Source organism: Mycobacterium bulgaricum, from assembly GCF_041287165.2.
Taxonomy (GTDB): Bacteria; Actinomycetota; Actinomycetes; order Mycobacteriales; family Mycobacteriaceae; genus Mycobacterium; species Mycobacterium bulgaricum.
The window spans coordinates 1-19,991 of sequence record NZ_JBGGKV020000006.1 but is presented as its reverse complement, the minus strand read 5'-3'; the positions used below and the strand labels follow the sequence as shown (position 1 = coordinate 19,991).

22 protein-coding genes and 1 pseudogene are annotated in these 19,991 nt (G+C 67.7%); 6 read left to right on the top strand and 17 right to left on the bottom strand.

The window, feature by feature from the left end:
- Window positions 1–9 precede the first annotated feature (9 nt).
- Window positions 10–627 (bottom strand): TetR/AcrR family transcriptional regulator, encoded by a 618-nt coding sequence (locus ACAG24_RS17220; protein WP_370473897.1) that lies wholly within the window; start codon window positions 625–627, stop codon window positions 10–12.
- A gap of 62 nt (window positions 628–689) precedes the next feature.
- Here ACAG24_RS17220 and ACAG24_RS17215 point away from each other — a divergent pair, with 62 nt between their 5' ends.
- Window positions 690–1,634 carry an alpha/beta fold hydrolase gene (locus ACAG24_RS17215; RefSeq protein WP_370473896.1) on the top strand — a complete coding sequence of 315 codons (945 nt, stop codon included), beginning with the start codon at window positions 690–692 and terminating at the stop codon, window positions 1,632–1,634.
- Here ACAG24_RS17215 and ACAG24_RS17210 read toward each other — a convergent pair.
- The gene (locus ACAG24_RS17210; protein ID WP_370473895.1) at window positions 1,519–1,842 is read right to left on the bottom strand and encodes a hypothetical protein; all 324 of its coding nucleotides are present in this window, start codon (window positions 1,840–1,842) and stop codon (window positions 1,519–1,521) included. The genes ACAG24_RS17215 and ACAG24_RS17210 overlap by 116 nt on opposite strands.
- A gap of 93 nt (window positions 1,843–1,935) precedes the next feature.
- Between ACAG24_RS17210 and ACAG24_RS17205 the strand changes: the two genes are divergently transcribed.
- Window positions 1,936–2,187, top strand: coding sequence for a hypothetical protein (locus ACAG24_RS17205; protein ID WP_370473894.1), 252 nt, complete (start codon window positions 1,936–1,938; stop codon window positions 2,185–2,187).
- Between the two features lie 9 nt (window positions 2,188–2,196).
- Here the strand turns inward: ACAG24_RS17205 and ACAG24_RS17200 are convergent, their stop codons facing one another.
- Window positions 2,197–2,952, bottom strand: coding sequence for a YebC/PmpR family DNA-binding transcriptional regulator (locus ACAG24_RS17200; protein ID WP_370473893.1), 756 nt, complete (start codon window positions 2,950–2,952; stop codon window positions 2,197–2,199).
- 72 nt (window positions 2,953–3,024) lie between these two features.
- The gene (locus ACAG24_RS17195) at window positions 3,025–3,618 is read right to left on the bottom strand and encodes a TetR/AcrR family transcriptional regulator (protein WP_370473892.1); all 594 of its coding nucleotides are present in this window, start codon (window positions 3,616–3,618) and stop codon (window positions 3,025–3,027) included.
- A 61-nt stretch (window positions 3,619–3,679) separates the two neighbouring features.
- Here ACAG24_RS17195 and ACAG24_RS17190 point away from each other — a divergent pair, with 61 nt between their 5' ends.
- Both ACAG24_RS17190 and ACAG24_RS17185 read left to right on the top strand, forming a co-directional pair.
- A complete protein-coding gene (locus ACAG24_RS17190) occupies window positions 3,680–5,410 on the top strand; it encodes a CocE/NonD family hydrolase (RefSeq protein WP_370473891.1) in 1,731 nt (576 codons plus the stop codon).
- 48 nt (window positions 5,411–5,458) lie between these two features.
- Complete coding sequence (locus tag ACAG24_RS17185) at window positions 5,459–6,670, top strand: acyl-CoA dehydrogenase family protein (protein WP_370473890.1); 1,212 nt, start codon at window positions 5,459–5,461, stop codon at window positions 6,668–6,670.
- A 54-nt stretch (window positions 6,671–6,724) separates the two neighbouring features.
- Here the strand turns inward: ACAG24_RS17185 and pdxT are convergent, their stop codons facing one another.
- The 12 genes from pdxT to ACAG24_RS17125 all read right to left on the bottom strand — a co-directional run bounded on the left by pdxT (window position 6,725) and on the right by ACAG24_RS17125 (window position 17,647).
- On the bottom strand, window positions 6,725–7,312 hold the full coding sequence (pdxT, locus tag ACAG24_RS17180) for a pyridoxal 5'-phosphate synthase glutaminase subunit PdxT (protein WP_370473889.1): 588 nt from the start codon (window positions 7,310–7,312) through the stop codon (window positions 6,725–6,727).
- The gene (tesB, locus tag ACAG24_RS17175) at window positions 7,309–8,157 is read right to left on the bottom strand and encodes an acyl-CoA thioesterase II (protein WP_370473888.1); all 849 of its coding nucleotides are present in this window, start codon (window positions 8,155–8,157) and stop codon (window positions 7,309–7,311) included. Before tesB ends, pdxT begins: the two co-directional genes overlap by 4 nt.
- 10 nt (window positions 8,158–8,167) lie before the next feature.
- The gene (gene pdxS, locus ACAG24_RS17170) at window positions 8,168–9,016 is read right to left on the bottom strand and encodes a pyridoxal 5'-phosphate synthase lyase subunit PdxS (protein WP_370474173.1); all 849 of its coding nucleotides are present in this window, start codon (window positions 9,014–9,016) and stop codon (window positions 8,168–8,170) included.
- Window positions 9,017–9,138: 122 nt separating this feature from the next.
- Window positions 9,139–10,182, bottom strand: a complete 1,044-nt coding sequence (locus ACAG24_RS17165; protein WP_370473887.1) for an NUDIX hydrolase — start codon at window positions 10,180–10,182, stop codon at window positions 9,139–9,141.
- 55 nt (window positions 10,183–10,237) lie between these two features.
- Window positions 10,238–11,365: a glycosyltransferase family 4 protein gene (locus ACAG24_RS17160; protein WP_370473886.1), complete on the bottom strand. Its 1,128-nt coding sequence runs from the start codon at window positions 11,363–11,365 to the stop codon at window positions 10,238–10,240.
- Window positions 11,366–11,369: 4 nt separating this feature from the next.
- Window positions 11,370–12,326 carry a phosphatidylinositol mannoside acyltransferase gene (locus tag ACAG24_RS17155; protein WP_370473885.1) on the bottom strand — a complete coding sequence of 319 codons (957 nt, stop codon included), beginning with the start codon at window positions 12,324–12,326 and terminating at the stop codon, window positions 11,370–11,372.
- Entirely contained in the window at window positions 12,323–12,991 is a 669-nt protein-coding gene (gene pgsA, locus ACAG24_RS17150) for a phosphatidylinositol phosphate synthase (protein ID WP_370473884.1), read from the bottom strand. The genes ACAG24_RS17155 and pgsA overlap by 4 nt, the downstream gene beginning before the upstream one ends.
- Entirely contained in the window at window positions 12,988–13,536 is a 549-nt protein-coding gene (locus tag ACAG24_RS17145; RefSeq protein ID WP_445206203.1) for an ATP adenylyltransferase, read from the bottom strand. Before ACAG24_RS17145 ends, pgsA begins: the two co-directional genes overlap by 4 nt.
- A gap of 1 nt (window position 13,537) precedes the next feature.
- A complete protein-coding gene (thrS, locus tag ACAG24_RS17140; RefSeq protein ID WP_370473882.1) occupies window positions 13,538–15,613 on the bottom strand; it encodes a threonine--tRNA ligase in 2,076 nt (691 codons plus the stop codon).
- Window positions 15,614–15,686: 73 nt separating this feature from the next.
- Window positions 15,687–16,148 carry a TIGR02611 family protein gene (locus tag ACAG24_RS17135; protein WP_370473881.1) on the bottom strand — a complete coding sequence of 154 codons (462 nt, stop codon included), beginning with the start codon at window positions 16,146–16,148 and terminating at the stop codon, window positions 15,687–15,689.
- On the bottom strand, window positions 16,145–16,774 hold the full coding sequence (locus ACAG24_RS17130) for a PaaI family thioesterase (protein ID WP_370473880.1): 630 nt from the start codon (window positions 16,772–16,774) through the stop codon (window positions 16,145–16,147). Before ACAG24_RS17130 ends, ACAG24_RS17135 begins: the two co-directional genes overlap by 4 nt.
- A gap of 21 nt (window positions 16,775–16,795) precedes the next feature.
- Window positions 16,796–17,647 (bottom strand): aldo/keto reductase, encoded by an 852-nt coding sequence (locus tag ACAG24_RS17125; protein WP_370473879.1) that lies wholly within the window; start codon window positions 17,645–17,647, stop codon window positions 16,796–16,798.
- A 37-nt stretch (window positions 17,648–17,684) separates the two neighbouring features.
- Here ACAG24_RS17125 and ACAG24_RS17120 point away from each other — a divergent pair, with 37 nt between their 5' ends.
- The gene (locus ACAG24_RS17120; protein WP_370473878.1) at window positions 17,685–18,182 is read left to right on the top strand and encodes a DUF1990 domain-containing protein; all 498 of its coding nucleotides are present in this window, start codon (window positions 17,685–17,687) and stop codon (window positions 18,180–18,182) included.
- A 210-nt stretch (window positions 18,183–18,392) separates the two neighbouring features.
- Window positions 18,393–19,109: a GAF and ANTAR domain-containing protein gene (locus ACAG24_RS17115; RefSeq protein ID WP_374150789.1), complete on the top strand. Its 717-nt coding sequence runs from the start codon at window positions 18,393–18,395 to the stop codon at window positions 19,107–19,109.
- Between the two features lie 61 nt (window positions 19,110–19,170).
- On the opposite strand, the pseudogene ACAG24_RS17110 reads toward ACAG24_RS17115, so the two are convergent.
- Window positions 19,171–19,991 (bottom strand): annotated as a pseudogene (locus ACAG24_RS17110) (hypothetical protein); the annotation flags it as partial.

Genomic DNA, 19,991 nt, shown 5'->3' with positions numbered 1-19,991 from the left:
CACGGGGTCCTAGGTCGCCACCGAGCGCGTCGCCCCGCCGACATGCGCCGGCGGGACCAGCGCGATGCCGCGGAACTGTGGCGCCATGGTCGCCCCGGCGGCCAGGAGCGGCTCGGCGTCACGCATCGCCCTGGCGAGCAGGAACGCTCCCTCCAAAGCGCCGACGATGGCCAAAGTCACCTGCCTGCCCATCGTTCTCCCGAGTCCCCGCGAGACGAAGTACGCCGTGCCGCCGTCGATCCAGGCGGTGAAGACGTCCCGGGTTGCGGTGCGCAATTCCTCGACGGTGTCGGCGATCTCGCCCGCCACACTGGCCACCGGGCACATGTTCGCAAAGCCGGTCTGGGCCATGTCCTCGGCCGCCTGCGCGAAGATCCCCTCCACGGCCGCGCCGAGGTCGTCGTAGCCGTCGACGACGGCGGGGATCAGCAGTCCGTATGCGTGGCCGGCGTTCGTCAGCGCCTCGCGCGCGATCTCGACCTTGCCGCCCCGGAAGTGGTGGTACAGCGATCCGATCGGCGCACCCGACGCCTCGGCGATGTCCTTCATGCCCACGCCGGCGTAACCCCGGTGCCGCATCAACTCAGCAGCCGCGGTCAGGATCGACTCCCTGGTGGACCTTGCCATCGTCACCTCCTCGTGCCAGGCTAGAGCATACGTTCTAGAATGGTCGTTCTAGTGGAGGAATGATGCGAGCAGTCCAGGTCCGAGCCGGCACACTCGAGTTCCGCGAAGAGGGCGACCCGGAGGGGCCGCCCGTGGTCCTGCTGCACGGCCTGCTGATGAACGACGCCCAGTGGGACCTCGCGCTCCCCCATCTGCCCCGCGGGTTCCGCTATCTGCTGCCGGTGCTGCCGATGGGCGGGCACCGCGTCGCCATGCGCGAGGACGCCGACCTGACCCTGCCGGGCATGATCGGTATCGTCGCCGACTTCATGGACGCGTTGGACCTGGTCGACGTCACGCTCGTGGTCACCGACTGGGGCGGCCCGCTCTTCCTGACCGACATGAAACGCGACCAGCGGGTCTCACGGCTGGTGATCTGCCCGTCGGAAGCCTTCGACAATTTTCCGCCGGGCTTTCCCGGCAAGGTCGCGTGGGTGGCCAGTCGAACCCCCGGCACGGTGTGGCTGGCGATGCGCCAGCTGAAGATCGGATGGCTGCGGCGGCAGTGGCCGATGTTCGGCATGATGTCGAAAAAGCCTGTGCCCCAACCTATCTTCGACAAGTGGGTGGAAGTCGGTCTGACCGACAAGGCGGTGCGGCGCGATCTGGTCAAGTACTGCCGCACCAAGTTCTGCGACGGCGAGCTCATCCGAGCCACCGAACGACTGGCGGACTTCGACCGACCGGCACTCATCCTGTGGACCGACAACCCGGTGATGCCCGCCGACCACGGACGTCGACTGGCACAGTTGCTGCCGCAGGGCCGACTGGAGACCATCGCCGACGCCTACGTGCTCGTGATGCTGGACCAGCCGGAACGAACAGCGCGGGCGATCGCGCAGTTCCTCGCCGTCACGGCCGCTCGGAGAGCTCCGGAGTCTGTTCCAACGTTCCCGCCTGCGCCTGCGCGGCCAGTTCGCGGACACGCTGACCCGATCTCCTCCAGCCACGCACCTGCTCACGGCTGATGCGGGTGCCGTCGCGCTCGACCAGGATGGTCCACGAGGCGCCGAGCCACTTGGACGCGAGCCAGAACGGCCACATCACCATGAACGGCAACACGACGAGGAAGATGAGCGCGTCCAGGGTGGCGAAGCCGGTCTCCCACGGCACGGTCTTCCACCACCAGCGGCGGACCCGCCACTGCACCCCGTCGGGATCAGTCACCTTCTCCACGAACGGATTATGCCTCCGGCCGCACAGATCGGGCCGATTTGGGCGTTTTCCCGGTGAGACGCATTGTTCGGCGTTTCACCGAGGAGAGAGATCATGACGTTCACCCGCTTAATCGACACCGCTGTGGCCGCGGTCTCGGCTGCCGCACTCATGTTCGCGCCGGTCGCCGCAGCCGCACCGTCGGGTCCGCAGCACTGCACGTATCCCGGCGACGGCAACAGCGTGTGCGAATCCCCGGGAAACGCCCAGATCGTCGCGACCCCACCTCCGATGTACTACCAGTCGTGGGGCGCCTATCCGTTCGGACCGCTGTTCGGCCTGGGCGGCCGCCACGGATATCGCTGACGCTGCGGATCAGTCCTCGTCGAGTTGGGCGGCGACGTCGTCGGGGATGTCGACGTTGGTGTAGACGTCCTGGACGTCGTCGCTGTCCTCCAGCGCGTCGACGAGTTTGAGCACCTTGCGGGCGCCCTCCAGGTCGACCGCCACCGACACCGACGGCTGGAAACTGGCCTCGGCCGAGTCGTATTCGATGCCGGCGTCCTGCAGTGCGGTGCGCACGGCGACAAGATCGGTGGGCTCGGAAATGATCTCGAAAGTCTCGCCGAGATCGTTGACGTCCTCGGCGCCGGCCTCCAGAACCGCGGTCAGCACGTCGTCCTCGGTCAGCCCGTTTTTCTCCAGCGTGACCACACCCTTGCGGGTGAACAGGTAGGAGACCGAGCCCGGATCGGCCATGTTGCCCCCGTTGCGGGTCATCGCGACGCGCACTTCACCGGCAGCCCGGTTCTTGTTGTCAGTCAGGCACTCGACGAGGATCGCGACACCGTTGGGCCCGTAGCCCTCGTAGGTGATGGTCTGCCAGTCGGCGCCGCCGGCTTCTTCGCCCGCGCCGCGCTTGCGTGCGCGCTCGATGTTGTCGTTGGGCACCGAGTTCTTCTTGGCCTTCTGGATCGCGTCGTACAGCGTCGGGTTACCGCCCGGGTCGCCGCCGCCGGTGCGGGCCGCCACCTCGATGTTCTTGATCAACTTCGCAAAGTTCTTGCCGCGGCGCGCGTCGATCACGGCCTTCTTGTGCTTTGTGGTGGCCCACTTGGAATGGCCGCTCATGCAGTGCTACCTCTTCTGGCTCAAAAGTTTGGCTCGCGAAGTCAAAGTCCGGTTGACCAGTCTACGTGCCTGTCACCCGAGGTCCTCCTCGATGTAGCGCTGCAGGTTCGGGGCCACGGCCGCCACCAGCTCATCCTCGTCCATCGACGCGACCGGCTCGATGCCCCAGACGTAACGCATCATCGCCAAGCCCATGATCTGCGACGAGATCAGACCGCTGCGCACCATGCGGTCGCGTTCATCGGTGCCGAGTTGGGAAACGCCCATCAGGCTGCGCTCGACCACCAGGCGCAACTTCTCACGCGTGGCAGCCTCGTGTGCGGCGGTCTGCAGGATTGCCCGCAGCACCGGCCCGATCTCGGCGTCCGACCATGCGCTGAGCATCAGCCGGACAAGGGCCTCTCCGAGCTGCGGAACCGGCATCGTCCAGGTCGTCGCCACACTGTCCAACCATCGCTGCGGGGGCGCTGTCGCGGCGTCGAGAAGCGCTTCCTTGGATCCGAAATAGTGGTACACGAGCGCGGCGTCGACATCGGCGGCGCGGGCCACCGCCCGCATCGTCGTCCCTGCGTATCCGGCGTCTGCGAACGCTTCCTGCGCGGCGCGGAGGATGCGCGCGGACAACACGCCGCGTTCGTCACGGGGACCGGGACTGGCCTTCGGCACGGCCCCAGCATAGCGTGAATTTCACGTTGCGTTGAAACTAGTTTGAACGTAGCGTGAGATTATGTCGATCGGCGAACGGCTCCTCAACGGCCCGCAGGACACGGGCCGTGAATACCGCAACCTCAGCCAGCCGCGGTATGGCATCGCGCACCTGATCAATCAGCACGTCCCGATGCGGGACGGCATAGACCTGCTGGCCGACATTCACCACCCGGCCACCGGGGGCAGGCACCCGGCACTGATCGCCGCGTCCCCGTATCCGCGGCAGATGCAGGACCTCGGCGCTCCAGCCGGCTTCATCGAGGCCGGCGCCACCGACTTCTGGGTTTCCCGCGGCTACGTCCACGTCATCGCCAACCTGCGCGGGACAGGAGGATCGGGCGGCACGTTCGGACTTTTCGACGCCCAGGAACGCCGCGACATGTACGACCTCGTCGAATGGGCCGCGGCCCAGCCCTGGTGCGACGGCAACATCGGCATGATCGGCATCAGCTACTTCGCGATGACCCAGTTGGAGGCCGCCGTTGAGAGGCCTCCCCACCTGAAGGCGATTTTCCCCGTCGCGGTGACTGCCGATCTCTACGACGCGGCCTCCCACCACGGGCTGGCAAGCTCGTCGTTCCTCACCCCGTTCCTGTCGATGATGGGCTTGACGTCGGACCGCAGCGACGCGTTCTGGCGCCGCAATCCGCTGATCGCCCTGGCACGCCGGGTGCTCAGCACACCGGCGTTGCACGAAAAGTTCGCCACCATGAACGGCGAGGCCGCGGTGACGATGATGCGGCAGCTGCTCAGACTCCCCCACAGCGCGCATCCGTGGGACGACCTGTGGCTCGACGCGATGGTCAAACACCCGCTGCGGGACGAATGGTGGGAGGAACGCAATCTCCTGCCGCTGCTGAGCAAGGTCGACATCCCCGTGTACCTCGGTTGCGACTGGGAGAACGTTCCGTTACACCTGCCTTCCACGTTCACCACGTGGAAGGCGTTGCAGCACAACCAGAATGTGCGAATGGCCATGCTGGGAAAGTTCGGCCTGACCTGGCCGTGGGAGAGCCTGCACCGTGAGGCGCTCGCGTGGTACGACCACTGGCTCAAGGGTGCCGACACCGGGATCATGGACGGCCCGGCGGTGCGGTACGTCGTGCCCGGAGCCGACGGTTGGCAGACGAGTCCGACGTGGCCGCCCGCTGCCACCCAGCTGTCCTGGGCATTACGGGCCGACGGCGCACTCGCCGCGGACGAGGGAGCGCCCGGTCAGCGCGAGTACCTGACGCTCGGCGCCGGACTCAACCGGATCAAGGCCAGCGCGATCGACCCACCGACCACCTTGACCTGGACATCCGCGCTGTTGGATTGCGACCTGGACGTGGCCGGACCGATCGAACTGCGCCTTGAGGCATCGGCTACGGCCTGCGACACCGCGTGGATCGCCACGCTGCAGGATGTCTCACCTGAGGGCGAGGCCACCGATGTGACCGCGGGGTGGATGCGGGCCAGCCTACGCACGGTCGATGGGGCCGCAAGCAGCGACGGGTTGCCTGTACTCCCGTGCACCTACGCACTGGCCGTTCCTGTCGGCGAGGTGGTGACGTATCGGATCCCTCTGGTACAGAACGCCCGTCGGTTCCGGGAGGGTCACCGGGTTCGGCTGGTGCTCGCCAGCGACGATCAAGACCCCACCAGCCCGGCAATCATGAACTTCCGGCATGCCGGCGTCGGAACCAGCACTGTCAACACCGTGTTCTCGGGATCGCGACTGCTGCTGCCGGTACTGGGGTCTGTTAGCTGAAACACATCCTCTGGCCGGGTATCTTACTCCGGAGTAAGGTGCTGAACCATGACATTCTCGCTGGAGTTGTCCTCAGACCTGCTGGACGTGCAGAAGTGGGTCCACGAATTTGCTGCCGACGTCATCCGCCCCGCCGCGGCGGAGTGGGATGAGCGCGAAGCCACGCCGTGGCCGATCATTCAAGAGGCCGCCAAGGTCGGCCTTTACTCGATGGAGTTCTTCGCCGAGCAGACGGCCGAGCCGAGCGGCCTCGGCATGATCGTCGCCTTCGAGGAGATGTTCTGGGGTGACGCCGGCATCGCGTTGGCCATCCTCGGCACCGGACTGGCGGCCGCGTCCGTCGCCGCGAACGGGACACCCGAGCAGGTCGGTGAATGGGTGCCGCAGATGTTCGGCACCGTCGACGACCCCAAGGTCGCCGCGTTCTGCTCCTCCGAACCCAACGCGGGCTCCGACGTCGGCGCGATCCTGACCCGTGCCCGCTACGACGAGGCCACCGACGAGTGGGTGCTCAACGGCACGAAGACGTGGGCGACCAACGGCGGCATCGCCAACGTCCATATCGTCGTCGCCTCGGTGCACCCCGAACTCGGCACCCGCGGGCAGGCGTCGTTCATCATCCCGCCCGGCACGAAGGGCCTCAGCCAGGGCCAGAAGTTCCTCAAGCACGGCATTCGCGCCTCGCACACCGCCGAGGTGGTGCTCGACGACGTCCGCATCCCCGGGCGTCTCATCGTCGGCGGCAAGGAGAAATTCGACGCCAGGATCGCCAAGGTTCGCGATGGCAAAAGGGCCGCGGGCCAGGCGGCGATGGCGACCTTCGAGCGCACCCGTCCCACTGTCGGCGCGATGGCCGTCGGCGTCGCCCGGGCGGCCTACGAATACGCCCGCGACTACGCCACCGAGCGTGAGCAATTCGGTCGCAAGATCGGCGAATTCCAGGCGGTCGCTTTCAAACTGGCCGATATGAAGGCCCGCATCGACGCCGCGCGCCTGCTCGTCTACCGGGCCGGGTGGATGGCCCGCAACGGCAAGGCCTTCGAGTCGGCAGAAGGGTCGATGGCCAAGCTGGTCGCCAGCGAGACGGCCGTCTATGTCACCGACGAGGCGATCCAGATCCTGGGCGGCAACGGATACACCCGCGAATATCCCGTCGAGCGGATGCACCGCGACGCCAAGATCTTCACGATCTTCGAAGGAACCAGCGAGATTCAGCGTCTGGTGATGGCCCGCGCGATCACCGGACTACCCCTGCGTTAACAGCGGTTTCGGCGTGAAAATCGTCGCTCAGCGGCGAAAAGCACGCCGAAATCGCTAGCCCAGCGAGTCCACGAACAGCTTGTGCACGCGACGGTCGCCCGTCACCTCCGGATGGAAGGCCGTCGCGAGCATCCGCCCCTGACGCACCGCGACGGGGTGCCCCGCTGCCCGCGCAAGCACCTCGACGTCCGAACCGACCCGCTCCACCCAGGGCGCGCGGATGAACACCGCATGCATGGCCCCTTCGAGTCCCTCGAACTCGATGTCGTCTTCGAACGAATCGACCTGGCGCCCGAAGGCGTTGCGGCGCACCGTGATATCGATTCCGCGCAGCGGAAGGGCCTCGCGTCCCGGCACCCCGGCGTCGGCGATCTCGGTGGCCAGCAGGATCATCCCCGCGCACGATCCATAGGCCGGCATGCCGTCGGCCAGCCTCGCCCTCAGCGGCTCCAGCAACCCCAGTTCCCGCAGCAGGTGGCTCATCGTCGTGGACTCGCCGCCGGGGATGACCAGCGCGTCGACGGATTCCAGTTCGGCAAGGCGGCGGACGGTGACAGCGTCGGCGCCTGCCTCGCGCAGCGCCGCGAGGTGCTCTCGGGTGTCGCCCTGTAAAGCGAGCACCCCGACGGTGGGCGTGCTCACCCGCGCTGCGGCGTGAAGTCGCGCGTGTAGCGGGTCAGCCCCTCCTGCATGACCGCCGCGACCATCTCGCCGTATTGATTGAAGATCTTGCCCTGCGTCAGCGACCGGCCACCGCACGCCGACGGGGACGACTGGTCGTAGAGCTGCCACTCGTCGGCGCGGAACGGGCGCATGAACCACATCGCGTGGTCGAGCGAGGCGACCTGCAGGTGCTTGCGCTCCTCGGGATAGTTCACCTGCGCCGACCCGAGCAGGGTCAGGTCGCTCATGTAGGCCAGCGCGCAGATGTGCAGCACCGGATCATCGGGCAGCGGGTCGCGATGCCGGAACCACACCTGCTGCTGAGAAGCCTTGCCCGGCACCTTGTTCAACAGTTCCCGGGGCACGATGCGGACATCCCACTCGTCAAACTGCCGGAAGCTGGCGTCGTCGAAAACCTTGCTCACGGACTTGAAATCCGGGATGCCGTCGGGCGGCACCACCACCGGCATCGCGTCCTGGTGCTCGATGCCGCTCTGGTCGCTCTGGAAGGACGCCGACATCGAGAAGATGGTCTCGCCGTGCTGGATCGCAGTCACCCGGCGGGTGCAGAACGAGCCGCCGTCGCGGATCCGCTCGACGGTGTACACCGAGGGAGATCGGGCGTCGCCCGCACGCAGGAAGTAGCCGTGCAGCGAGTGCACCTGAAACTTCGGATCGACGGTGCGAACGGCGGATACCAGCGACTGCCCGGCGACGTGACCGCCGAAGGTGCGCTGCAGGAACCCCGACTCGGGGCTGAAAACGCCGCCGCGATAGATGTTGACCTCGATCTGTTCCAGATCGAGGATCTCTTCAATCGCCATGCAGGTCTGTTTACCAGCCGCGTTCTGCGAGCCGGTGCGGGACCGGGATGTCGTCGACGTTGATGCCGACCATCGCCTCGCCCAAGCCGCGCGACACCTTGGCCAGCACGTCGGGGTCGTCGTAGAACGTGGTGGCCTTGACGATCGCCGCGGCACGTTCGGCGGGGTTGCCGGACTTGAAGATCCCCGAGCCGACGAACACGCCCTCGGCACCGAGCTGCATCATCATGGCCGCGTCGGCGGGGGTGGCGATACCGCCGGCGGTGAACAGGGTCACGGGCAGCTTCCCAGCCTGGGCCACCTCGACCACGAGGTCATACGGTGCCTGCAATTCTTTTGCCGCGACGTACAATTCGTCTTCCGAGAGCGACGTCAGCCGGCGGATCTCGCCACCGATCTTGCGCATGTGGGTGGTGGCGTTGGAAACGTCGCCGGTGCCTGCCTCACCCTTGGAGCGGATCATCGCCGCACCCTCGGTGATGCGCCGCAGGGCCTCGCCGAGGTTGGTGGCCCCGCACACGAACGGCACGGTGAACTTCCACTTGTCGATGTGGTTGGCGTAGTCGGCAGGGGTCAGCACCTCGGACTCGTCGACGTAGTCGACCCCGAGGCTCTGCAGGATCTGGGCCTCCACGAAGTGGCCGATCCGCGCCTTGGCCATCACCGGAATCGTGACGGCGTCGATGATGCCCTCGATCATGTCGGGGTCGCTCATCCGCGACACCCCACCCTGGGCGCGGATGTCGGCGGGCACGCGCTCGAGCGCCATCACGGCTACGGCGCCTGCGCTCTCGGCGATCCGCGCCTGTTCGGGGGTGACGACGTCCATGATGACGCCGCCCTTGAGCATCTCGGCCATGCCGCGCTTCACCCGTGCGGTACCGCGAGCAGGAGCCCCGGACGTTTCGGATTCCACTGCTTACTCCTTAAATCGCTACTGATCCAGTCTAAAGGCGGCCGCAAATCGATTCGATCCGCAGATCACCGGATGGATTGCAACGATCCCGCCGGCAGTGCATCCGGTGCGTCGGCCAGCGCATTCGCCTCGTCGAGAAGCTCGCCCAACTGCAGCGGGTACACGGTCTCACCGTTGGCGACCAACTTTTCGATCATTGTCGCATCGCACCAGCGGTGACCGTGAATGTAGGTGCGTTCCAGCCCCGACCTGCCCGCGTCGGACGGTTCGAACCGCCGGGTGCGGTGCAGGAAATACATCTCCTCGCTGCGGATCACCGAGCCGTTGAAGTTGATGGTCGCATCGCGGCGCCACACCGGCCCGACCACCGCCTCGGGCGCGACGACCAGACCCGTCTCCTCCTCCAGTTCGCGCACCGCCGCCTGGGCCAGCGATTCCCCCACCTGAGCCGCGCCGCCGATCGTGAACCACCACCGGGGCGCGGGCTTCTCCCGGCCCGCGGCCGCCGGATCCGATCCACACAGCAGGAGGACCGCACCGCCCTCGTCGAGCAGCACGATCCGCGCCGAGGTGCGTCTGCGTGCGGGCGCGGGCTCCCGCGCCGACTCCTCTCCTCCCTCGGCGATCTCGAAATAGCTTGGCAGCGCAGCAGTTCCGCCGAGTCTCAGGATGCGCACCAGGGGGCGCTCGCGCAGCGCAAGCGTGTCGCGGACGGCATCGTTGTGAAAGCGGCGCGCCAGCAGGACACGCGCCTCGGCGTCGGCGAGTTCCGCGACGAGCGCCACCGCCAGCGACGACGGGTTGACGCGGGCGAGCGCGGCCGAGAGTTCGTTCTCAGCCACCTCGCGTGAGGACCGGGGCGCCCGTTCGGCGGCATCGGCCAGCGCGGCGAGCCGCTTGCCCTCGGGTCCCCCGCCGTATGCCTCGACGGCCACCGCCCGGGCGACGACCGCTCGTCGGGCCAGAGCGCCGTCGAGTGCCTGCCAGGACAGGTCGTACCTGACATGCAGCCGGTCCAGTCGGTTGGCGGTCTGATAGGCCCAGACCAGGATCAGCAGCACCGCCGCCACGGCCAGGGCGATGACGACCGCCGTCACCCACGGGATCAATTCGATCCCCCGGTCACTGCGCTCTCCCCCGCACGCGGGAGGTGCCCCCAGCGCCTCACGGCTCGACCTGCACCTTGACGCCCGCCCCAGCGACCGTCTCGTACACCCGCATGATCTGGGCCGCCACCACCGACCAGTCGTAGCGCCGGACCGCCTCGGCAGCGCACGCGATGTATCGCTCCCGCGCCGCGTCGTCGGCCAGCACGTCGATCAGACCCTCGGCCAGGGAGGCGGGATCGTCGACGGCCACCAGCCGGCCGGCCTCGCCGTCGTCGAGCACGCGGCGGAACGCGTCGAGGTCGCTGGCGACCACGGCGGTGCCTGCGGCCATGGCCTCGACCAGCACGATGCCGAAGCTCTCGCCACCGGTGTTGGGCGCGCAGTAGACGTCGGCGCTGCGCATGGCCGAGGCCTTGTCGGCGTCGCTGACTTGCCCGAGGAAACGCAGATGACCGGCGTTCGGGCCCGCGGCGCCGCGTAGTTCGTCCTCGTCGCCACGACCCACGACCAGGATCTCGATGTCCGGGAACCGCTCGACGACGGCGGGCAGCGCGCCGAGCAGGATGTTCATCCCCTTGCGGGGTTCGTCGAAGCGGCCCAGGAACAGCACCGACCGGCCGGGCCGCGGATATCCGGGCAGCGGCGACGCCGAGGCGAAGCTGTCGACGTCGACGCCGTTGGGAATCTGGACGGCGTCGCTTCCCAACGACTCCATCTGCCAGCGGCGGGCGAGATCGGAGACCGCGATGCGGCCGACGATCTTCTCGTGCATCGGCCGCAGGATCGGCTCGAACACCGACAATGTCAACGACTTCGTCGTCGACGTGTGGAAGGTGGCCACGATCGGACCCTGCGCGATGTTCAGCGCCAGCATCGACAGGCTGGGCGCGTTCGGTTCGTGCAGGTGCAGCACGTCGAACTGGCCCTGCTGCAGCCACCGCTTCACCTTGCGGTGGGTGGCGGGCCCGAAACGCAGCCGGGCCACCGATCCGTTGTAGGGAATCGGTATCGCCTTTCCTCCCGAGACGACGAAGTCGGGCAATCCGTCGGCTTCGGGTGAGGCGGGCGCGAGCACGCTGACCTCGTGTCCGTCGTCGCGCATCACCGTGGCCAGCTGCAGCACGTGCGACTGCACACCACCGGGCACGTCGAACGAGTACGGGCAGACCATCCCGATACGCATCAGGTCACCCGCCCGCCAGCCGGGCCCTGCGTTCGTCGGACAGATCTGCCAGCCACTGCGGCTGCATCATGTGCCAGTCCTGCGGATGCGCCGCGATATTCGTGGCGAATTGGCCGGCCAGCGCCTGCGTGATCGCGGTGACGTCGCCGGAGGACGTATCGAGCTGCGGAAAGACCTGTGTCCGCCACCCTTGTTCTTCGAACCAGCAGTGCACCGGGAAGAGGGCGGCGCCGGTCTCGAGGGCCAGTTTGGCGGGCCCGGCGGGTAAACGCGTCGGCTCGCCGAAGAAGTCGACCTCCACGCCGCGGCGGCTGAGATCCCTGTCGGCCATCAGGCACACGATGCCGTTGTCGCGGAGCCAGTCGCGCACCACGTCGTAGGCCGGGCGCTCGCCGCCCGACGCCGGCACCACGTGGAATCCCAAGCTCTCCCGGTAGGCGAGGAACCGCAGATACAGCGACTCCGGTTTGAGGCGTTCCGCGACCGTCGCGAAGGCGCCGTAGTTCTGCACCAGCCACACCCCGGCCATGTCCCAATTGCCGCTGTGCGGCAGTGCGAGCACCGCGCCTTTGCCGGCTTCCAACGATGCGAAGACCGTGTCGATGTCGTCGACCCAGAGCTGGCGGCCCAGTTCGGCGTGATCCATCGACGGCAGCCGGAACGCCTCACGCCAGTACCTGGCGTAGGAGGCCAGCGACGCCCGCATCAGGGAACCCGGAACGCGCTCAGGAGTGGTGCCCGTGACCCGGGCGAGGTTCTTGCGGAGCTGATCCGGACCCCCGTTGCGCGACGCCCACAGCGCGCCCGCATCGAAAGTGTTGCGGGCCACGAACTCCGGGGCCGCGCGAACCAGTCGCCAGCCCGTTGCGTAGCCCCAGTCGCTGAGCTGGCCGCCCACCGCCGCAGGCAGCGTGAGCAGACGCGAGACGCTGCGGCCCGACGCGCCCGGTTGCTGTGTCATTTCTCGGTGGTTTCCGGCTTCTCGCCGGCCTCGGGCACGGTGAGCGGCTCCATGGCCGACTCCGAGGTGCGCACGCTGTGTAGCCGTTGCCCGATCGTCACCACGCTGGTGACCGCGAGCACCCACATCGCGATGTCCAGAAGCACGTCGGGAATGAACGGCAGACCCGACAGGCCCGCCCCGACAAGCACGATGACCAGCCGCTCCGGGCGCTCGATGAGTCCGCCGTCGCCCGAGAGGCCGCTGGCCTCGGCGCGCGCCTTGATGTAGGAGATGACCTGCGAGGAGACCAGGCAGATCATGGTGGCGACCACGAGTTCGGCGCTGTGCAGCCCGAACGCCGCCCACCACAGCAGGCCGCAGAAGATCGCACCGTCGCTGATCCGGTCGCACGTCGCGTCCAGTACCGCCCCGAATCTCGTTCCCCCGCCGCGCTCCCGCGCCATCGCACCGTCGAGCATGTCGGCGAGCACGAAGACGAACACCGCGAAGGCGCCCCACCACAGCTGCCCGATCGGGAAGAGCGTCAGCGCGCCGAGCACCGACCCCGCGGTACCGAGGATCGTCACGCTGTCGGGTGTGAGCCCCACCTTCAGCGCCCCCTTGGCCACCGGCCGCGAGAGTTTCGCATAGGCCGCGCGGGTCATCAGGTAGAAGTCGCTCACGTCTGGTTGTCCCACTCGGCGGCCAGGAGCTTGCGGGTGTCGCGAAGCAGTTGGGGGATGACCTTGGAGTCCCCGATGACGGTGATGAAGTTGGCATCGCCGCCCCAGCGCGGCACCACGTGCATGTGCAGATGCTCAGACAGCGACCCGCCGGCAGACGTGCCGAGATTCAGTCCGACATTGAAGCCGTGCGGCCGCGACACCGCCTTCATCACGCGAATCGCCTTCTGCGTGAACGCCATCAGCTCGGCGCTTTCCGCCTCCGTCAGGTTCTCCAGCTCCGCGACCCGCCGGTAGGGCACCACCATCAGATGGCCGGGGTTGTACGGGTAGAGGTTGAGGACCGCATAGACGAGCTCGCCGCGCGCGACCACCAGGCCGTCCTCGTCGGACATGGTCGGGATGTCGGTGAACGGTTCCGACGAGGACGCCGATCCGACTTTGACCGCGTCGGCGATGTAGGTCATCCGGTGTGGTGTCCAGAGCCTCTGCAGATGGTCTGGATCGCCGACGCCGCGGTCTACGATCGATTCCTCGGGCTCCACGTCACCCCTCACCTGCTTCGGCGCCGGACCCGACCTCGACGAGTTCGGCTGTGGGGGTGGCGTTCTCGCGCCGTCTCACCCAGTCCACGATCGCCTCCACCGCCTGCTCTCGCGGCACCCCGTTGATCTGGGTGCGGTCACCGAAGCGGAAGCTCACCGCGCCCGCCTCGACGTCGCGGTCACCCGCGAGGAGCATGAACGGCACCTTCTGGTTGGTGTGGTTGACGATCTTCTTCGCCATCCGGTCGTCGCTGGCGTCGACCTCGATACGGATGCCGAGCTTTCGCAGATCGGTCGCAATGCCTTCCAGATACTCCGTATGGGCTTCTGCCACAGGAATTCCGACCACCTGAACCGGTGCCAGCCACGCCGGGAACGCGCCGGCGTAGTGCTCGGTCAGCACGCCGAAGAACCGCTCGATCGACCCGAACAGCGCGCGGTGGATCAGCACCGGCCTCTTGCGGGTCCCGTCGGCCGCGGTGTACTCCAGTTCGAAGCGGTCGGGCATGTTGAAGTCGAGCTGAATCGTCGACATCTGCCAGCTGCGGCCCAGCGCGTCCCGCACCTGCACGGAGATCTTCGGTCCGTAGAACGCGGCCCCGCCCGGGTCGGGAACCAGCTCAAGGCCCGACGCCTCAGCCACCTCACGCAGCGTGTCGGTGGCCTCCTCCCAGATGTCGTCGGAACCGACGAACTTGTCCGGATCCTTGGTCGAGAGCTCCAGGAAGTAGTCGTCGAGACCGTAGTCGGCGAGCAGCTCGAGGACGAACTGCAGCAGCCGCGTCAGCTCTTCCCGCATCTCCTCGCGGGTGGTGTAGATGTGCGCATCATCCTGCGTCATCCCCCGCACGCGGGTCAGCCCGTGCACGACCCCGGACTTCTCGTAGCGGTAGACGCTGCCGAACTCGAAGAGCCGCAACGGAAGTTCGCGATAAGACCGCCCACGCGACCGATAGATCAGGTGGTGCATCGGGCAGTTCATCGGCTTGAGGTAGTAGTCCTGCCCGGGCTTGCGCACGGTGCCGTCCTCGTTGTACTCCGCGTCGATCTGCATCGGCGGGAACATGCCGTCGGCGTACCACTCGAGGTGGCCCGAGGTGATGTAGAGCTGTTCTTTGGTGATGTGCGGGGTGTTGACGAACTCGTAGCCGGCCTCGATGTGCTTGCGCCGCGAATACTCCTCCAGTTCGCGTCGCACCACACCGCCTTTGGGGTGGAAAACCGGGAGGCCCGAACCCAATTCGTCGGGAAAGCTGAACAGGTCGAGTTCGACACCGAGCTTGCGGTGGTCGCGCTTCTGCGCTTCCTCGAGAAGCTCGAGATGGTGGTCCAGCGCGTCCTGAGACTCCCAGGCCGTGCCGTAGATGCGCTGCAGACTGGCGTTGCTCTGGTCGCCGCGCCAGTATGCCGCCGAGCTGCGGGTCAGCTTGAAAGCCGGGATGTAGCGGGTGGTCGGGATGTGCGGACCACGGCACAGATCGCCCCAAACCCGCTCGCGGGTACGGGGATTGAGGTTGTCGTAGGCGGTGAGCTCGTCGCCGCCGACCTCCATGACCTCGGGATCGTCGGCGCCGGATTTGTCGTCGATGAGCTCGAGCTTGTACGGCTCGCCCGCCAGCTCCTCGCGCGCCTGATCCTTGGACTCGAAGACGCGGCGCTCGAACAGCTGCCCGTCCTTCACGATCTTGCGCATCTTCTTCTCCAGCGCCGCGAGATCCTCAGGGGTGAAAGGCTCGGCGACGTCGAAGTCGTAGTAGAAGCCATCGGTGATGGGCGGTCCGATGCCGAGCTTGGCGTCGGGGAAGAGGTCCTGCACCGCCTGCGCCAGCACGTGCGCGGCGGAGTGCCGGATCACGCTGCGCCCGTCGTCGGTGTTCGCCGCGACCGGTTCGACCTCGGCGTCGGCGTCGGGCACCCAGGAGAGATCGCGCAGGCGGCCGTCGGCGTCACGGACGACGACGACGGCGTCCACCTCGCCGCGGGCGGGCAACCCGGCGTCGCGCACCGCCTGCCCGGCGGTCGTCCCGGCAGCGACCCGGATCGGGGCTGCTGGGGCGGGGCGGGCGGGGGCGCTCATGGGCGACTCTCCAAACTGTCAGGGCGGGTGACGCGGTGGGGATGGACCGCGACCATGCTATCGGGGAGCGCGGCTAGTCACCGAGGCCGATGGGACTGTTGAACCAGTCCGGGTTGAGGCCGACCAGTTCGGCACCCCAGTCCATCGCCCCGAGCAACCACAGCGTGAGCGCGACGATCACGGCGGTGAGCAGCCCGCCCAGCATCTGGACGTATCCGGGCTGGCGGTGGAACCATTCCATCACCTTGTCGTATCGCTCACGGGCGTAGGCCAGCAGCTTGCGCGCCCAGTCGAACTCGGTGGCCAGGATGCCCAGGCCGATGAACACGATGGCCCATCCCGGGCCCGGGTACGGGATGGCCAGGATGCCGAGCCCGAACACGATCAGCCCGATGACGCCGACGGCGATCCGGTAGAAGAACTCGGTCCTGGGCCGCTCCCGGAGGCGGTCTCTCCAGCGTCCCCAGCGGCGCTTCAACAGCGACCAGCGCGACGGCGACGACTTCTTGTTCTCGGCGGTGTCGTCCTGTGTCATGGCTGCCCCGGTTTCAGCTTCACGAACAGCGAGTGGGCTTCGGCCAGCACGTGCTCCCCGTCGAGCAGACGCCCCGACACGAAGATCTTGCGGTCGACGATGTCGTCGATCCCCGCCTCGACCTGCAGGTCCTTCTCGACGAGCGCGATCTTGCGGTAGTCGACATGCAGGAACGCGGTGCGTTGAGCCTTGCTGCGGCTGAGCTTGAAGGCGGTGAACCCGAGCAGGGAATCGAAGAGATGGGCGACCGCACCCCCGTGCGCCGCACCGTTGCGGCCGAGGTGGAATCGGCGGAACCGGGCAGTGCCTGCGATTCGGTCGTCGTCGGTCACCCGCAGATCGACGGGGACACCCAGGATGTTGCCGCGATTGGGAAGATCCATCCGGCGACCCGACGGTGACGACCATTCGTCGGCGTCATAGGGCGCCAGCATCGCCGACACCTTCTCGATCAGATCGGCGGCCTCGGTGATCACGGCATCCGGAGCGTCGGCGGCCCGCGCGTGATCCTGCAGATCGCGGACCGCTGCCACGAATCGGCCGTAGTCCGGACCGCCGTGGTTGGTGGGTTCGGGCGGGTTGAATCCCCCGCCCACGTGCGCCTCGGCCGCGTCGTTGGTGCTCACCAGCTCACCGTAGGTGGTGCCTCAGCCCTGAGCCGCACCGGCTTTGCTCAGCGTCTCGAACTCGTCATCGCCGAGTTCGATGTGGGCTGCGGCGACGTTCTCCTCCAGGTGGGCGACTTTGGACGTTCCGGGGATCGGCACCATGACCGGCGACCGCTTGAGCAGCCACGCCAACGCCAGCTGAGAGGGGCTCGCATCATGGTCGTCCGCGATGCGCTGGAGCGGACCGTCAGGCGCGGCGAGCGGACCGGCCGCCAGCGGGAACCACGGAATGAACGCGATGCCCTCTGCTTCGCAGACGTCGAGAACGGGCTCGGCGGCACGCATCGTCAGGTTGTACATGTTCTGCACCGACACGATCGGGGCAACAGATCGCGCGGCGGCGAGCTGCTCGGCGGTGACCTCCGACAGCCCGATGTGCCGAATCTTGCCCTCCTGCTGCAGCTTCAACAGCTCACCGACCTGATCCTCGGCCGGAAACTTCGAGTCGATGCGATGCAACTGGAACAGTTCGATGGTGTCGACGCCGAGCCTGCGCAGGCTCATCTCGCATTCTTGGCGCAGGTGGGCCGGGAATCCGAGCGGCGTCCAGTCATCCGGCCCGGTGCGCAGCAGACCCGCCTTGGTCGCGACGACGACCCCGTCGTAGGGATGCAGCGCCTCGCGGATCAGGTCCTCGGAGACGTAGGGCCCGTAGGAGTCCGCGGTGTCGATGAAGTCGACGCCGAGCTCGACGGCGCGCCGTAGCACGCGCAGGCACTCGTCGCGGTCGGCAGGCGGCCCCCAGACGCCCTTGCCGGTGAGACGCATCGCGCCGAAGCCGAGCCGGTTGACGGTGAGGTCGCCGCCGAGGGCGAACGTCGGTGAGGTCACGTCGTCGACGGTACGCGGATGGTGTCAAGCTGACATCGTGAAGCTGACCGACCTCGCAGACCGGGCACTGACGTATTCAGAGGTGGGCGCCACCGCGGGGGCGATGCCCGCGGGCTACCGCCACATCCGTAAATCGTCGGTGATCGGCCGCGGCCGTGAGCGTTTCGAGCAGGCGGCGGCCGCGGGAATGCGCTGGGGGATGTTGCGCGGCGCCGGTCTGCGGGTCGAGGCGACGGCGCCGATAGCAGCCGTGGGCGCCGACGTGCTGGTGCACCTCGGCCCCGTGGTGGCCCCGTGCCGCGTCGTCTACGTCGTCGACGAACCCGACCGCCGCGGATTCGCATACGGCACGCTGCCGGGCCACGCGGAGTGCGGCGAAGAGCTCTTCGTGGTCCGCTTCGACGCGACGACAGGCGAGGTCCATGCCGAGGTCGCGGCGTTCTCGAAGCACGCGACGTGGTGGAGCAGGCTGGCATCGCCCGTCACGTCGGCGGTGCAGCGATTCGTGACCGGTCGCTATCTGCGGGCCCTCTGACGAGCCCCGTCGGACAAGGTCTGCTACTTCGCTGTGATCGCCCCGATGTGGGTGTGCGCTGGCTGCCGAACGCTGTCCGGCCGTCCGCCGATGGCGCCGCTGACCGGCCGACATACTGGCACTGCGTGACATTGTCCATGCGCGCGCCCGCGGTGGCTCTCGGCGGTAGCCTAGAGAGCCATATTGACGCGCAAGTATCGGACGGTGACGGTGGAAAGTTCAGCCGATGTGGAGGCCGCACATCTTCGGGTGGCCGAGTTGGTACAGGGTCTGCACAACAGACCCGACACCGATTCCGACACGGTGGTGGCAGAGCTCGCCGAACATGCGGCCGCCGAGATCCCCGGCGCGCAATACGCCGGAATCACCCTCACGCGCAATGCCAAGCACGTGGAAACCCCTGCCACGACCCATCATTGGCCGCTGCTGCTGGACAAGATCCAGCAGCGGCACCTGGAGGGACCGTGTCTGACCGCCGCGTGGGACGAGCAAACTGTCCACGTCCGCGACCTGGAGACCGATGACCGCTTCCCGAACTACCGCAGGGACGCGTTGGCGGAAACTCCCATCCGCTCCATCATGGCGTTCCAGCTCTTCATCGCCGACGAGAGCCTCGGCGCGCTGAACATCTACGCCGAGGAACCCAACGCCTTCGGCGACGAATCGCGAACCCTCGGCCTGATCTTCGCCGCGCATTCGTCGGTGGCATGGAATTCGGCCCGGCAGGAGTCGCAGTTCCAGAAGGCGTTGGCCAGCCGCGATGTGATCGGCCAGGCCAAGGGCATGATCATGGAGCGCTATCGGGTGGACGCGGTTCAGGCGTTCGAGCTGCTGCGCAAACTCTCGCAGAACTCCAACGTGCCGCTGACTGCGGTCGCCTCCGATCTGGTGGCCGGGAGGCTCTCCCCCAACGGCGACGGCGGTTAGTTCCGGCAGCGCCTGAGGGGTGACCTCAGACGCTGCCGGATCGCTGTACTCGCAGCGCGGACTACCGGGTGTCCCAGCGGTCGCGGCCCTGGGTTGCGGGCGACCCCACAGCCACCGGCCTGGGCGCCTCGGTGTTCGGCGGTGCAGCGGCCGAATCATCCTGCGAGGCAGACCAATCCGTGCCGACGCAGAGGAGATCCGACGGTACCGGCACGGTGCTGGGCAACGGAATCGGCATCCCCGGGATCGACGGGATGGTCAGCGACGGCGGGTTGATCAGGTTCGACAGACCGGTCGCGGCGAGCGGAGTGAACGGGCTCGGAGGCCCGGGAACGCTGACGTTCACGGCACCGGACGTGCCGGGCACCGGCGGGGTTCCCGGCGGCGTGAGGCCCATGACCGAGGACGCCGAGTTCTGCACGGTCCTGGCGATACCCGGAGGCGTGAGCAGGTCCGTGAGCGTCACGGTGTTGCCGGGTGTCCCGGGGGTTGGCGACCCGGGGGTTCCCGTAGTGACGCTCGTCCCGTTCGGCGGGGTCGGCGGCACCGGCGGGGCCGGGTAGTTGACGTAGGTGTTGGTCGATCCCGGGGGCAGCGGCGGCGTCGCGGGGGTGGAAGCCCCGCTCGGAACCGACGCGGCTCCACCCGGAACTCCGGGCGCCGGAGGCGAAACCACACCACCGGGCACGCCGGCGCCACCACCGGGCACAGGCGGAGCAGGCGGCGTCACCACACCCGCGGGCACCGACGCGGCTCCACCCGGAACACCCGGCGCCGGAGGCGAAACCACACCACCGGGCACCCCGGCGCCACCACCGGGCACAGGCGGAGCAGGCGGCGTCACCACACCCGCGGGCACCGACGCGGCTCCACCCGGAACAC

What these genes read in the sequence shown, in the direction of transcription:
- thrS (WP_370473882.1), bottom strand. Translation starts at nt 15,613, where the DNA reads ATGAGCGCCCCCGCCCGCCCCGCCCCAGCAGCCCCGATCCGGGTCGCT.
- tesB (WP_370473888.1), bottom strand. Translation starts at nt 8,157, where the DNA reads ATGGCGATTGAAGAGATCCTCGATCTGGAACAGATCGAGGTCAACATC.
- ACAG24_RS17155 (WP_370473885.1), bottom strand. Translation starts at nt 12,326, where the DNA reads ATGACACAGCAACCGGGCGCGTCGGGCCGCAGCGTCTCGCGTCTGCTC.
- ACAG24_RS17200 (WP_370473893.1), bottom strand. Translation starts at nt 2,952, where the DNA reads ATGAGCGGCCATTCCAAGTGGGCCACCACAAAGCACAAGAAGGCCGTG.
- ACAG24_RS17220 (WP_370473897.1), bottom strand. Translation starts at nt 627, where the DNA reads ATGGCAAGGTCCACCAGGGAGTCGATCCTGACCGCGGCTGCTGAGTTG.
- ACAG24_RS17160 (WP_370473886.1), bottom strand. Translation starts at nt 11,365, where the DNA reads ATGCGTATCGGGATGGTCTGCCCGTACTCGTTCGACGTGCCCGGTGGT.
- pdxS (WP_370474173.1), bottom strand. Translation starts at nt 9,016, where the DNA reads ATGGCCGAGATGCTCAAGGGCGGCGTCATCATGGACGTCGTCACCCCC.
- ACAG24_RS17185 (WP_370473890.1), top strand. Translation starts at nt 5,459, where the DNA reads ATGACATTCTCGCTGGAGTTGTCCTCAGACCTGCTGGACGTGCAGAAG.
- ACAG24_RS17190 (WP_370473891.1), top strand. Translation starts at nt 3,680, where the DNA reads ATGTCGATCGGCGAACGGCTCCTCAACGGCCCGCAGGACACGGGCCGT.
- ACAG24_RS17135 (WP_370473881.1), bottom strand. Translation starts at nt 16,148, where the DNA reads ATGACACAGGACGACACCGCCGAGAACAAGAAGTCGTCGCCGTCGCGC.
- ACAG24_RS17215 (WP_370473896.1), top strand. Translation starts at nt 690, where the DNA reads ATGCGAGCAGTCCAGGTCCGAGCCGGCACACTCGAGTTCCGCGAAGAG.
- ACAG24_RS17205 (WP_370473894.1), top strand. Translation starts at nt 1,936, where the DNA reads ATGACGTTCACCCGCTTAATCGACACCGCTGTGGCCGCGGTCTCGGCT.